The 12,501-nt window shown below is 61.2% G+C and carries 9 protein-coding genes and 2 pseudogenes; 3 read left to right on the top strand and 8 right to left on the bottom strand.

Features of this window, described 5'->3' with window-relative positions; all coding sequences use genetic code 11:
- Positions 1-8 precede the first annotated feature (8 nt).
- Positions 9-1,117: pseudogene (locus ACW4PC_RS11695) on the top strand (ABC transporter ATP-binding protein).
- Between the two features lie 6 nt (positions 1,118-1,123).
- Here ACW4PC_RS11695 and ACW4PC_RS11690 read toward each other — a convergent pair.
- The 4 genes and pseudogenes from ACW4PC_RS11690 to ACW4PC_RS11675 all read right to left on the bottom strand — a co-directional run bounded on the left by ACW4PC_RS11690 (position 1,124) and on the right by ACW4PC_RS11675 (position 6,639).
- Positions 1,124-3,375, bottom strand: a pseudogene (locus ACW4PC_RS11690) (glycoside hydrolase family 2 TIM barrel-domain containing protein).
- 50 nt (positions 3,376-3,425) lie between these two features.
- The gene (locus tag ACW4PC_RS11685; RefSeq protein WP_455873932.1) at positions 3,426-4,337 is read right to left on the bottom strand and encodes an SMP-30/gluconolactonase/LRE family protein; all 912 of its coding nucleotides are present in this window, start codon (positions 4,335-4,337) and stop codon (positions 3,426-3,428) included.
- A gap of 101 nt (positions 4,338-4,438) precedes the next feature.
- On the bottom strand, positions 4,439-5,260 hold the full coding sequence (locus tag ACW4PC_RS11680) for an SDR family oxidoreductase (RefSeq protein ID WP_455873931.1): 822 nt from the start codon (positions 5,258-5,260) through the stop codon (positions 4,439-4,441).
- A gap of 191 nt (positions 5,261-5,451) precedes the next feature.
- Positions 5,452-6,639: a phytanoyl-CoA dioxygenase family protein gene (locus ACW4PC_RS11675; protein WP_455873930.1), complete on the bottom strand. Its 1,188-nt coding sequence runs from the start codon at positions 6,637-6,639 to the stop codon at positions 5,452-5,454.
- Positions 6,640-6,731: 92 nt separating this feature from the next.
- Between ACW4PC_RS11675 and ACW4PC_RS11670 the strand changes: the two genes are divergently transcribed.
- Positions 6,732-7,754: a LacI family DNA-binding transcriptional regulator gene (locus ACW4PC_RS11670; RefSeq protein WP_455873929.1), complete on the top strand. Its 1,023-nt coding sequence runs from the start codon at positions 6,732-6,734 to the stop codon at positions 7,752-7,754.
- A gap of 60 nt (positions 7,755-7,814) precedes the next feature.
- A complete protein-coding gene (locus ACW4PC_RS11665) occupies positions 7,815-9,032 on the top strand; it encodes an adenylate/guanylate cyclase domain-containing protein (protein WP_455873928.1) in 1,218 nt (405 codons plus the stop codon).
- Between the two features lie 2 nt (positions 9,033-9,034).
- Here ACW4PC_RS11665 and ACW4PC_RS11660 read toward each other — a convergent pair whose 3' ends face one another.
- The 4 genes from ACW4PC_RS11660 to ACW4PC_RS11645 all read right to left on the bottom strand — a co-directional run bounded on the left by ACW4PC_RS11660 (position 9,035) and on the right by ACW4PC_RS11645 (position 12,361).
- On the bottom strand, positions 9,035-9,814 hold the full coding sequence (locus ACW4PC_RS11660; protein ID WP_455873927.1) for an SDR family oxidoreductase: 780 nt from the start codon (positions 9,812-9,814) through the stop codon (positions 9,035-9,037).
- Positions 9,815-9,903: 89 nt separating this feature from the next.
- A complete protein-coding gene (locus ACW4PC_RS11655) occupies positions 9,904-10,302 on the bottom strand; it encodes a DoxX family protein (RefSeq protein WP_455873926.1) in 399 nt (132 codons plus the stop codon).
- A gap of 100 nt (positions 10,303-10,402) precedes the next feature.
- Positions 10,403-11,551 (bottom strand): galactonate dehydratase, encoded by a 1,149-nt coding sequence (dgoD, locus tag ACW4PC_RS11650; protein WP_455873925.1) that lies wholly within the window; start codon positions 11,549-11,551, stop codon positions 10,403-10,405.
- Between the two features lie 54 nt (positions 11,552-11,605).
- Entirely contained in the window at positions 11,606-12,361 is a 756-nt protein-coding gene (locus ACW4PC_RS11645) for a FadR/GntR family transcriptional regulator (protein WP_455873924.1), read from the bottom strand.
- Positions 12,362-12,501 lie beyond the last annotated feature (140 nt).

Here is a 12,501-nt window from a genome sequence, read left to right as displayed (position 1 = left end):
TCCTCGAAATCTCCGGCCTGCGCAAAACGCTACGGCGCCGCTCGACATCCTCAAGGGCATCGATATGGAGCTCGAGAAAGGCGGATTCCTCGTGCTCGTCGGCCCGTCCGGCTGCGGCAAGTCCACGCTTGCTCAACACCATCGCCGGCCTTGAGCCGATCACCTCCGGCGACATCGCGCATCGACGGCCGCACCGGTCGACGGGCTTGGCATCCCTCTCAAGCGCGACATTGCCATGGTGTTCCAGTCCTACGCGCTCTATCCGAACATGACGGTCGCGGGGAACATCGCCTTCGGCATGGAAATCCGCGGCGTGCCGAAGGACGCGCGCGCAAAGGCGATCAAGGAAGTGGCCGACATGCTGCAGATCGGCCATCTGCTCGACCGCAAGCCAAGCCAGCTTTCGGGCGGTCAGCGCCAGCGCGTTGCGATGGGCCGCGCGCTGGTGCGCAATCCGCAGGTCTTCCTCTTCGACGAGCCGCTGTCGAACCTGGATGCCAAGCTGCGCGTCGATATGCGTACCGAGATCAAGCGCCTGCATCAGCGTATGAAAACGACGATCGTCTATGTCACGCACGACCAGATCGAGGCGATGACGCTGGCAACCAAGATCGCCGTACTGAAGGATGGCGTGCTGCAGCAGTTCGGCACGCCCGCCGAAATCTACAATAGCCCGTCCAATATCTTCGTTGCCGACTTCATGGGATCGCCGGCGATGAATCTCCTCAACGCGACGCTGGAAAACAGCGCCGGCGGCCTGCAGGTTTCACTCGACCGGCCGAACGCCGAAGCCTTAAAGCTGCCGGTTCCGGGCGCAAGCGACAGCCTGGCCTCCTATGCCGGCAAGAAGGTGATCTTCGGCATTCGCCCGGAAGCGCTGACCGATCCGGACGGCGCCGACCGCAAGGCAAAGTCGCTGGTGGAAGGCGACTGTGCGATCGAGGTGGTCGAGCCCGCAGGCTCGGACACTTTCGCCGTGACGAAGCTCGGCGGCAAGTCGGTCATTGCGCGGCTGCGCGCCGATGCCGGTATTCAGCCTGGTCAGAGCACGCGCCTTGCCTTCAATCTCGACAAGGCGGTGTTCTTCGATCCGGAGAGCCAGCTCCGGATCGCATAGCGTCCGTCAGACGGCCGTTACATGCAGGGTGACAGGTGCAAAGCGGGACGAGACTGCCTCGACCGTAATGTTGCCGGTGAGGCCGGTTGCTTCCAGCCAGAAGCCAGCCGTGCCGCCCTGCAGCGGAATGGTAGAGGGGCCGACGATCTTGGCCGGACCATCGACGCGCAGTGTCACGCTATCATGCAGAAAGGCAAGTCGCTGGCCATATTGGTCCAGCGCGCGAATGATGACGCGCGTCGTGTCGCGCTCGCGGGCTTTCAGCGATCCGCTGTCGGCCACCACGTCGAGCGTCGTCGGCAGCGGATCGGCGAGCAAGCCGCAGATCTGGCTACGGGCTGGCTGTCGATATAACCCGTAAAGCTCGCCGTCGAGCCACTCAAAACCCCAGGTGCCAAGCTCATCGGCTCGTGAAATGCCGATGGTCCAGCACGACGGGCGGGTGGGGTAGGTGTGGGAAATTTTCACGATCCGGACCGACGCGCTTGGTGATCGAGCCGTATTTCAGCTCGACCTCGTCGCAGTTCGTAAGAATGATCAGAGGCAGAACGCCGCCGATGTTGCGCTCCCCGCGCGCCCAGAAGGTCACCGGCTTCATGACGATCTCGTCAGACGGATCGCACTGGCTGGCATAGGCATAAGGCGGCGAATTTCGGCTCGCGGAACATGTCGAGCACACCGTGATAGCAGATGCGGTCGCCGGAGCCGAAATCCTTGTGGGTGTTGTAGTCGAACATGCACCAGCCGATCGCGCCGGAGATTTCCGGATCGCCATAGGCGGCGTTCAGCACCTCAAGGTGACGACGCACATGCTCTGCCTGGCGCTGCCTCCTGGTCGTAGATCTTAGTCGGATGCATGTGGCCATTGAACTCGGTGATGAGGTACGGCACCTTTCGATCAAGACCGGTGTTTTCCTGCTGGCTGCGAAGCGCCGTGCGTGGGCGATTGGCGCCGGGCAGTTCCTCGTTGCCGAGGATGAAATCGTTCATCGTGTAGACGTCTTCGAGCAACTCGCTTTCCGTGATGTAGCGCACGCCGCCGGTGTTGCGGGTCGGGTCGAGCTCGCGAGCGAGCCGGTTGGTTTCGGCGTAGAAGTCGTGGCTATCCTGCGATTCGTTGATGCGCACGCCCCATATGACGATCGACGGGTGGTTCCAGTCGCGTTCGATCATGCGGCGGACGTTGCGGATCGACTCCTGCTGCCATTCGACGTCGCCGATATGCTGCCAGCCGGGGATCTCCTCGAAAACCAGCAGACCGATGCGGTCGCACTGGTCCAGGAACCATTTCGACTGCGGATAGTGCGAGGTGCGGACGATATTGCACTTCAGCACCGATTTCATGATATCGGCATCACGCTCCTGCGCCGAGCGCCCGGCCGCGTAGCCGACATAGAGGAAATGCCTGGTGGCGGTTCAGGCCGCGCAGTTTCAGCGGCTTGCCGTTAAGCAGAAAACCATCCGGCGTGAACTCGGCGGTGCGGAAGCCGAAATGCGACGACAGCCGATCCGAGCCGTGGCTGGTTTTCAGGTCGACGGTGATTTCATAGCGCGCGGGGCTGGAAAGGTCCCAAAGCGAAATGTCTGTAAGGCCTTCGAAGGAAAGCGTCACGTCTTCGCCCGTCGTATCGCCGCTCGCGGTCGCGATGACGGTGCCGGATGTGTCCTTCAGCGAAGCCGCAACGGTGCCAAGAAACGCGGCATTTTGCGGGTTGGCGAGATCGCAGCGGACGCGAACGGATTTGACGTCGGAGAGTACATTTGCGGTTTCGATCTTGATGTTGCGCGATCGAAACCGCGTCGGTGACTTTAAGCCAGACATCGCGATAGATGCCGGCATAAGTGAGGTAATCGATACGGCCCCCAAAGGGCGGGATTGCGGGGTTCTCGCTGCCGTCAACCTTCACGGTGATCAGGTTGTCGCCCTTAACAAGCTTGCCGGTGAGGCGGGCCTCGAAGGGCGTGTAGCCGTCCTTATGAGCGATGATCTCTTCGCCGTTCAGGTAGACGACGCTATCGGCCATGGCGCCATCGAAGACGATCGATACTTCGCGGCCTTCGAATTCGGGCAGCCAGCGCAAGACTTTCTGATAAGTAAAGGCGCGCTGATAGCGCTTCTCGTCGAAATAGTTGAAGGGCAGCTCGACGGCGGTGTGCGGCAGGCTGACGCTCGTCATGCCGTCGAAAGCGTCGAGAAACTGCTGGCCGAAGCCTTCGTGGAAACTCCAGGATTCATTGAACGAGACGACGGACCGCATCCCGGACTCCTCTTTAAAGCATGTCTGATTGGCGCGGCCGGCAAAGCCGCTTACGGATACTGTGCGCCATTCGTCGCCGTGTAGATTGAATAGAGCGACTGTGTTGCGGTGATAAACAGGCGGTTTTTCTTCTGGCCACCGAAGGTGACGTTTGAGACGGTCTGCGGCACCTTGATCTTGCCGAGCAAGGTACCGTCCGGGGCGAAGCAATGCACGCCATCGGCGGCGCTGCTCCAGAGATTTCCGCTGGTGTCGAAGCGGAAGCCATCCGGTATGCCGTTGTCGAGTGAGCAGAAATAACGGCTATTGGCGAGCTTCTTGCCGTCGATGACGTCGAAGGCGCGGATATGGCGCGGCACGTCATGATCGGCGGAGCCGGAATCGGCAATGTAGAGCTGCTTTTCGTCGGAAGTGAAAGCAAGGCCATTCGGCTGGATGAAGTCGGTAACCACCGCTTCAACCACGCCGCTCTGCGCATCGATGCGGTAGACGTTGCGCGTCTCCTGTTCCGGCTCCGACTTGTGGCCCTCGTAGTCCGATTTGATGCCGTAGCTCGGGTCCGTGAACCAGATCGAGCCGTCGGACGCGACGACGACGTCGTTTGGCGAGTTGAGACGCTTGCCCTGATAGCTGTCGGCCAGCACCGTGATCTTGCCGTCGGGCTCCGTACGCGTGACGCGACGGCCGCCGTGTTCGCAGGAGATCAGGCGCCCCTGACGATCACGGGTGTTGCCGTTGACGTAATTCGATGGCGAACGGAAGACCGAGACGCCGCCATCCGGCACCCAGCGCAGCATACGCTCGTTCGGGATATCGCTCCAGATCAGGCAATTGAGATCAGAGAACCAGACAGGGCCTTCCGCCCAGCGGCAGCCGCTATAAAGTTCCTCCAGTCTGGCGCTTCCCGCAATCAGGCTGCGGAAGCGGTCGTCTCGAATGTCATAGAGGATATCTTGCGACACTGATTGGCTCCTCCCCAAAGCGATATGACGTTCTTCGTAAACATAAACGGCGATGCGTGCCAGAGCCCGGTGCGGCAAATGCGCCGGGCTCTGGCGATTTTTCAAAGGGCTGCCGCCGGATGCGGTGATCCGTCATATGCGCCCCATATCGACTGGTCGAAGCAGATGACCGAGCCAGTCATCAGGCCGGATTCGGCAGACGAGAGATAGGCGCAGGCGCGGGCAACTTCTTCCGGATCGACGAGGCGGCCGAAGGGCTGGCTTGCCGCGGCCTTCGCCAGCCAGTCGTCGGACGCGTCGTGATATTCTCTCTGGATGCGGTCCTCGCCCTCCGACGCCATCCAGCCGATATTGAGACCGTTGACGCGGATACGGTTTCGAAGCAGCGCATAGGCCGTGTTCTTCGTCAATGTTTCCAGCGCACCCTTCGATGCGCAATAGGCGGCAATAAAGGGCTGGCCGGCCTTGGCAGACATCGAGCCGATATTGACGATCGTGCCCTCGATTTTCTCGCGACGCATGACCTTGACGGTTTCCTGCATCAGAAAGAATGGCGCGCGGACATTGACGGCGAACATGGCGTCGAAGAGTTCCGGGCTTGTATCGAGGATCGTTCCGCGATCGGTAATCGCCGCTGCGTTCACCAGCGCATCGACGCGGCCGAAGGTCTGGTCGCAGACATGGACGACATTGCGCGCGTCCTCGACCGTGCCGAGATTGGCTTTGACATAGACGACCTTGGAGCCGGTTCTCGATGAGATCTCCTCCGCATTCGCCTTGCCCTTCTGTTCATTGCGGCCGCAGATAACGATGCCTTTTGCGCCGCGTTCCGCAAAGAGCCGGGCGATCGTCGCGCCGAGCCCCTGCGTGCCGCCGGTGACGATCGCGATCTTGCCGTCGAAACGGCCATGGTCTGTGGTCATGTGGTTCCTCCCTTGATGTGTGGCGATGATATGCGAATGGCCGCCCGTTGGGCGAGGGCCTCGTTTGCTGTCAGTGCGGACGCTCGCCCCTCATCCGCCTGCAGGCACCTTCTCCTCGGCGGGAGAAACGTGCCGACGATGGTTTGCCCGGAGGATCGGATGAAGGTTAGGCTTGCTCCGGCCTAACCTCCCTAGCTCAACTTCCTCTCGGCCTGTTCGGCCAGCGCCGTCACCAATGCCTCGTCGCTCCAGCCTTGCCTCAACGCCTCATGCATGAGCTGCGATTGCGTCTTCGGGGCAAGGCCGCCGAGGGGCGGGTCACGGTCAAGATTGGTGGGGAAGGAGTATCCCTCGGCGCAAGCGGCCACGGCATTCGCGATTTCTGCGTCGGAGAGCCTGCCCTTCAGCGCCTTTAGAGCCGGGAACAGCTTCGCGCTCATCCGTTCACGGTTTACCGTTTCCATCGCGCGGCCGAAGGCGGACGACACCTGCAGAAGATTGGCGACACGCCTGATATTTGCCGAGCGGTTGGTGCCTGCGGCATGGAAAAGGGCGGGATTGAAGAAGACCACATCGCCCTTTTCGAGCGGCAGCTGGACGTGGTTTTCCTCGAAATAGTCCCTGAACTCCTGCCGTTTCAACGCGAGGTAGCCGGGCACATAGGTCTGGCTGTGTGGCAGGAAGAGCGTCGGCCCGCTTTCGAGCGGCATGTCGCAATGCGCGACCGCGCCCTGCAACGTCAGCACTGGAGAAAGCCGGTGCACATGCGCCGGGAACTGCTCGATTACTTTCGAAGCCTGGAAGCCGAGGTGATAGTCGCGGTGGGCGGATTGCGCTGCACCGCCCGGGTTTACGCGGTTGACCTGGGCCGTCATCTGGTAGCACGGTCCGAGCCAGGCTTCGCTGGCGATGGCGACAATGGCACTGCCGTAATATTTAGCGAAATTTGCCGGATCAGCGAGACAATGCTTTTCCAACGAATTCCAGATGCGGTCATTGGCGCCGGGCTTGGCGAAATGGTCGCCGCCGGCGGTCGAGGTGCGATGCTGCTCCTCGATAAGGTCATCGAAGATCCTGCTGGCGCGATCGATAACGCTCGTGTCCTCATAGGCGTGCTTGAAGACGACCACGCCCGGACCTTCGCCGAAAGCTTCGCATATCTCGGCGAGAACGGCGCGGCGGCCATGCGGATCGGCGATCGCGGCGATAACCTTGTGGCTCTCGTAGATCAGCACGTTCTTGTCGATCCTGTCGGCCGTCGGATAGTCGGCGAGCAACGTGGTCTTCTCGGCGAGTGCACGAAAATCGCCGAGATCGCAGGCATCCTCGGTCAGCCAGACACGATCGGCACGGAATTTCTGTGGGTTATCGGTTTTCATCAGGCGGCTCCTCCATCTCTGATGATGGCACTATACGCCGAGGATGAGTGTGTTATAGATCAGAAATCCATCAAAAAACCATCAGTGTGGGCATGGCGCATATATTCCTCGTCAAGGATATTGCCTTTCAAGCGGGGTTGAGTACCGCAACAGTCGATCGCGTCTTGAATGGACGAGGCGGCGTACGGCGCCAGACCGAGATGCGTGTCAGGGCTGCCATCGGTGAACTCGAGAAGCAGCAGACCGGCGCCGAGACCGCGGGACGAAAGTTCGCGATCGATATCGTCATGGAGACGCCGGACCGTTTCAGCACTGCCGTGCGGGCGGCGTTCGAGGCCGAGGTTGCGACATTCCTGCCGACGGTTTTCCGCTGCCGCTTCCATTTTGCCGAGGTGATGAAGCCCGCCGAGCTGGTCCTGCTTCTCGACCGCATCAGGCTTCGCGGAACGCATGGGATCGTGCTGAAGGCGCCCGATGTCCCCGAGATCGTCGCGGCCGTAGCGCGCGCGGACGAAGCGGGCATTCCCGTTGTCACATTGGTGACGGACCTGCCGAATTCGCTGCGCGCCGCTTACGCGGGCGCAGACAACCGGGCAGCGGGACAGACGGCTGCCTATCTGATTGGCGAGCGCTTTTCCGGCGCTCCCGGCCAGGTGCTGGTGACATTGTCGAGCGGCCGCTTTCGTGGCGAAGAAGAGCGGGAGATCGGCTTTCGCCGCCTCATCCGGGACCGCTATCCGCAGATCGGCATTACAGAAATCAGCGAGGGACACGGAACCGATGCGGCGACCGGTACGCAGACGGCACGCGCCATCGCAGACGATCCGGCGATCAATGCCGTCTATTCGATCGGCGGCGGCAACAAGGCGGTTCTGGCGGCCTTCGAGGCGATGCAGCGGCGGATCCTGATCTTCGTCGCTCATGATCTCGATGCCGATAACCGGGCTCTGCTTGCTGCGCATAAGATCGGCTTCGTGCTGCATCACGACTTGCGCATGGACGCCCGCTCTGCCTTCCGGACCATCATCGGCCGCCAGCTTTCGGGCCATCCCGCGGCGCCTTCGCTGTCGACCGTCGAAATCGTGACACCTTACAATATGCCCGTACCTGGCTGAGTTTGTCTTTCCTTTGCCGGCGAAATCGGGGTACAGGTTTCAACAGTGAGGATCGGCGAAATGGAATACAGCGACGTCGGAACGGTGGCCGCATGGCTGACGGAACAGGGATTGAAGGGTGCCTCCGAAGCCGAGCTTTTGACCGGCTTTTGCAATTCCTGCCGCGAATTCGGCCTGCCGCTCGATCGCGGCATGGCGCTTATGGATACACTGCACCCGGTGCATGAGGGCCGTGCCTTCCGGTGGGACAGCCAGGAGGACATAGAGACCGAATTCGAATACGGTCCGACCGGCGAAGGCAGTGCGCGGGATAACTGGCAGCGTTCGGCCTTCTACTATCTCTGGTCCGGCAAAGAGAGCGAGGTGCGCCGCCGCATCGGCTTCGGCGACCCGACGGATTTCGTCATGCTCGACGAGATGGCCGAAGCGGGCCATACCGATTTCGTCGCCATGGTACATCGCTTCGCCAAAGCTGGTACGATCGGCGAGATGGATTGCTTTTTCTCGCATTTTACCACCCGGCATCCGCAAGGCTTTTGCGACCACGACCTCGCCATCCTGCGCAAGCTGGTGCCGGTCCTGGCGCTGGCAATCAAGTGCATCGCGCTCGGCCGCATCGCGCGCACGATCGCCGAGGTCTATCTAGGCGAGGATGCAGCGAAGCAGGTGCTGGAGGGCAAGATCACGCGCGGCAAGTCCGAGCGGATTTCGGCGGCACTCTGGTTTTCGGATCTTCTGAATTACACTAAGATATCGGATAGCGCGCCGCCGGAAGAAATTCTGCCGCTGCTCAACGCCTATAGCGAAGTGGTAATTTCCGCGATTCATGAGGCAGGTGGCGACGTGTTGAAGCTCATCGGCGACGGCGTGCTTGCGATTTTCAAGGATGAGGAGCAATCCGAAGCGTGCCGCGCGGCATTGCGCGCCGAGGGTCTGTTGCGCAAGAGGCTTTCGACGCTCAATCAAGAGCGCGCCGCCGATGGCAGGCCGACGACCGACGTTTATCTCGGTCTGCATATCGGTGATGTCTTCTACGGCAATATCGGCAGCCAGGAACGGCTGGACTTCACGGTCATTGGTCCGGCGGTCAACGAGGTCAGCCGCATCGCGTCGATATGCCGGTCGGTCGATCTCAACGTACTGATGTCATCGGATTTTGCAGCTGCTATTCCCGAGGCTCAGCGCAGCCGCCTTGCCTGCATCGGCCGTTATGCGCTGCGCGGCGTCAAGCGGCCGCAGGAGCTTTATACGCTGGAAACTGCGCGGCTCGGCGGCTGACCCTAGCGCAGCAGCCCTTGGCCGCCGTCGATCCAGATCGGTGTGCCGGTGATGTGACGCGAGCGCTCTGTCGCAAGAAAGAGGATGGCTTCGGCGACATCCGCGCTATGCCCTGCCTCGCCGCCGCTGATCGGAATTTCGCCGTCCGGCCAGACGACCGGGATTTCCGTCTCCTCGCGGTGGCGGCTGCGGGTATTATCGCTGATATTGGTGTCGATGGCGCCCGGGCAGACGGCATTGACGCGGATTCCGTGCTTGCCGAGTTCCAGTGCCAGCTGCTGCACCATCGCCACCTGGCCGGCCTTCGTGACGGTATAGGCGGTCGCGCCAGGCGTCGTGAAGGTTCGCGTGCCGTTGATCGAGGAGACGACGATGATGGAGCCGCCGTTCGATTTCATATGCGGGACGGTGAGATGGAGGGTGAGGTAGGTACCGCGCAGGTTGACGGCCATGGTCTTGTCCCACTCCTCCGGCTTCAGGTCGTCGATCGGCGCCCAGACGCCATTGATGCCGGCATTGGCAACGACGATGTCGATGCCTCCGAACTTGCCGAGAAGCGTTGCAATTGCGTCGCGCATCAGGCCTTCGTCGCTGGTGTCGGCCGTCAGCGAGATCGCCTTCCCGCCTGCGGAGCGGATTTCGTCGCGGGTTTGTTTCGCCTCGCGGCCGGTGCGGCTCAAAACGGCAACCCTGGCGCCTTCTGCGGCGAACTTTAGAGCGGTCGCCTTTCCGATGCCGGAACCCGCGCCGGTGACCAGCGCAGTTCTTCCCTGAAGTTCCATTTCCCAATCCCTCGTTCGGTTTTGCGTTAGGGCAATGTTCGAATGGGGGCATGGTTCCGGCGCGGCGGCGAGTTATCGGGCTTGCGGCCTTAAAGTCTCACCAGGCTGCGGCGGATCGCCCACTTCTCCGGCCCGTGCACGGCGGCAAATAGAAGTCCTGCGAAGAAGCTGAAGTGGTCGATAAAGAAGCCGAATTCCGCCTGGTTATCCGTCCAGCGTGACGGGCCATGAAAGGCGAATGCCAGGAAGACGACATAAGTGCCGGCAAGCAGGCTTGCCTCCGTAAAGAAGAGGCCGGTTATCAAGGCTAGCGCCAAAGCCATCTCGAAGAAGGCCGCGACCCATGCCAGGAAGCCGGCTATCGGAAAACCGGCGGAGGCGATATAGGTTGACGTGGCGCCCATGTCGGCAAACTTGAAGCCAGCCGCCATGAAGAAGATGAAGCTGAAGATAATGCGTGCGACGATCACTGCGATTGCTCTGGTCATCTGAAATCTCCTCCTGTGAGCTTTCACTATGACGGATGGCGCGCGCTGCCTCCTACACGGTGCAACAACAAGGGCCGCTCGACGCGACCCTTGTTGGTTCTCACCACTCGGCGAAGCTGCCGTCGGCATGACGCCAGATGGGATTGCGCCAGCGGTGGCCCTGCTTGGCGCGCTCGATGACATAGGCCTCATCGACCTCCACACCGAGACCCGGCCCTTGGGGAATGCTGACAAAGCCGTCGGCGTAATTGAAGACGTCCTTGTTGGTGATGTAGTCCAGGATATCGTTGCCCTGGTTGTAGTGAATGCCGAGGCTCTGTTCCTGGATGAAGGCGTTGTAGGAAACCGCATCGACCTGCAGGCATGCGGCAAGCGCGATCGGCCCGAGCGGGCAATGCGGGGCAAGCGCCACATCATAGGCTTCCGCCATCGCCGCGATCTTGCGGCACTCGGTGATGCCGCCGGCATGCGAAAGGTCCGGCTGGAGGATGTCGACATAGCCGTCGGAAAGGACTGACTTGAAATCCCAGCGCGAGTAGAGCCGCTCGCCCAACGCGATCGGCGTGGAGCAATGATTGGCGATCTCCTTCAGCGCTTCCCTGTTTTCGGAAAGGACCGGCTCTTCGATGAACATCAGTTTGTAGGGCTCGAGTTCCTTGGCCAGAACCTTTGCCATCGGCTTGTGGACACGGCCGTGGAAATCGACGCCGATACCGATATGCGGGCCGATCGCCTCGCGGATGGTGGCGATGGTCTCGACGGCCTTTTCGACCTTCTCGTTGGTGTCGACGATCTGCATTTCCTCGCAGCCGTTGAGCTTGATCGCCTTGAAGCCGCGCGCGACGACATCCTTGGCGTTGCGCGCGACGTCCGACGGGCGGTCGCCGCCGATCCAGCTGTAGACCTTGATCCGGTCGCGCACCTGGCCGCCGAGCAGCGAATGGATCGGCTGGCCAAGGGCCTTGCCCTTGATGTCCCAGAGCGCCTGGTCGATGCCGGAAAGCGCGCTCATGTGGATGGCGCCGCCGCGGTAGAAGCCGCCGCGATACATGACGTTCCAGTGGTCCTCGATCAGGAATGGATCCTTGCCGATCAGGTAGTCGGCAAGCTCGTGCACGCAGGCTTCCACGGTCAGAGCCCGGCCCTCGACCACCGGCTCGCCCCAGCCGACAACGCCCTCATCGGTCTCGACCTTCAAAAACAACCAGCGCGGCGGAACGATATAGGTGGTCAGTTTCGTGATCTTCATCGCTTCAGGCCTCATTCTTCTCGTGGTGCTCTACGGCTCGGCCGCCATTTCCAGTCATGATTTGGTTCTGCTGGCCGCCTTCTTGACGGCTGCAAGATCGCGCACTGCAAGATCCAGCACCCGGTTGGCGCATTCGCGTGCCCTTTTACGGTCGCGCATCCTGAGTGCCTCGACCAGTTCGCCGTGAACGGCAACTGCGTCCTTGCGGTTTTTAACCGCGACATTCGAGGCGTGCAGGGCATATTTCACCGCGGCGTGAATGGCGCTCGAAAGCCGCCGGAACACCTGGTTGTGGCTCGCGGTTAGCAGCACCGAATGGAACATGATGTCGGCATCGGTGAAGCTTTCCGGATCGTTGGCGCAATCGCGCATCTGTCGCCAGGCGCTGTCGAGATCGGCAATCTCCTGCGCCGTTGCGCGTGCGGCTGCGTATTCGGCGGCCGCAGGCTCGATGGTGCGTCGGGCTTCGAGGATGCAGCCGAGCAGGTCGAAATCCTCGATATGCCGTCCCATCCATTCGAGCACGTCGGCATCGAGGATGTTCCAGTCGTCCTTGTCGCAGACCGTCGTGCCGATACGCGGCTTGCCGCGCACGAGGCCTTTGGATTCCAGGATTTTCAGGGATTCGCGAACGACGGTGCGGCTGACGCCGTAGATTTCGCAGAGGTCGTTTTCGCGCGGCAGCGGCAGGCCTGCCGGATAACGGTCGGAACAGATATCCTGCGCGATCGAGGCCATGACGTTTCGGCGCACGCGCGGGCGGCGCTCGCGCGGGTTTTCGCCCTCACCCTGCTGCTCGATGGAGTCCACTGACCTCTAAGCCTCTCACCTGCGAAGCAAACCGAATCCTAGTGGAAATTCGGTTTTCCATGCGACGCCTCCTCGGCGCATGTACACAATCCTATACTGCAATCATCATACAAAGGCAATTTCCTGGTATGATGATTTGT

The organism is Rhizobium yanglingense (assembly GCF_977109285.1).
Note: the sequence above shows the minus strand (reverse complement) of the source record. Positions and strands in the feature narration are given on the sequence as shown.

Coding starts and splice junctions, on each gene's coding strand:
- ACW4PC_RS11680 (WP_455873931.1), bottom strand. CDS start 5,260: ATGACCACAGACCATGGCCGTTTCGACGGCAAGATCGCGATCGTCACC.
- ACW4PC_RS11675 (WP_455873930.1), bottom strand. CDS start 6,639: ATGAAAACCGATAACCCACAGAAATTCCGTGCCGATCGTGTCTGGCTG.
- ACW4PC_RS11670 (WP_455873929.1), top strand. CDS start 6,732: ATGGCGCATATATTCCTCGTCAAGGATATTGCCTTTCAAGCGGGGTTG.
- ACW4PC_RS11665 (WP_455873928.1), top strand. CDS start 7,815: ATGGAATACAGCGACGTCGGAACGGTGGCCGCATGGCTGACGGAACAG.
- ACW4PC_RS11660 (WP_455873927.1), bottom strand. CDS start 9,814: ATGGAACTTCAGGGAAGAACTGCGCTGGTCACCGGCGCGGGTTCCGGC.
- ACW4PC_RS11655 (WP_455873926.1), bottom strand. CDS start 10,302: ATGACCAGAGCAATCGCAGTGATCGTCGCACGCATTATCTTCAGCTTC.
- dgoD (WP_455873925.1), bottom strand. CDS start 11,551: ATGAAGATCACGAAACTGACCACCTATATCGTTCCGCCGCGCTGGTTG.